The organism is Mesorhizobium sp. M8A.F.Ca.ET.161.01.1.1, from assembly GCF_004792105.1.
Classification (GTDB): domain Bacteria; phylum Pseudomonadota; class Alphaproteobacteria; order Rhizobiales; family Rhizobiaceae; genus Mesorhizobium.
Genome location: NZ_SRTD01000506.1, coordinates 1 through 280 on the forward strand (window position 1 = coordinate 1; position 280 = coordinate 280).

Below are 280 nucleotides of genomic sequence, written 5' to 3' on the forward strand. Positions count from 1 at the left end.
GGCCGTTGTTGGCATTGGCCACACCGGTCCAGCCACGCCCGTAGTAGCCGATGCCCAGGTTGAGCTTGGCGGCGGGCACGCCACGGCTGATGAAGGCCTCGATGGCGTCGTTGCTGTTGTACAGCTTCTGGTCGCCGGTGGACGGATCATTGGGCGAATCGAACAGCGCCGACTGGTGATTGGTCTTCGCATCCCACGCGCCGTGGAAGTCGTAGGTCATCACGTTGATGTAGTCCAGGTACGGGTGGTACGCGGCCGGATCGGTGACGCGGATCTTGTC

General features: G+C 62.9%; 1 protein-coding gene. It reads right to left on the reverse strand.

The genetic code is table 11. The features are described from left to right. Positions 1-280 (reverse strand): glycosyl hydrolase family 18 protein (locus EN804_RS36765; protein ID WP_246693566.1); only part of this gene is annotated, 280 nt, incomplete at both ends.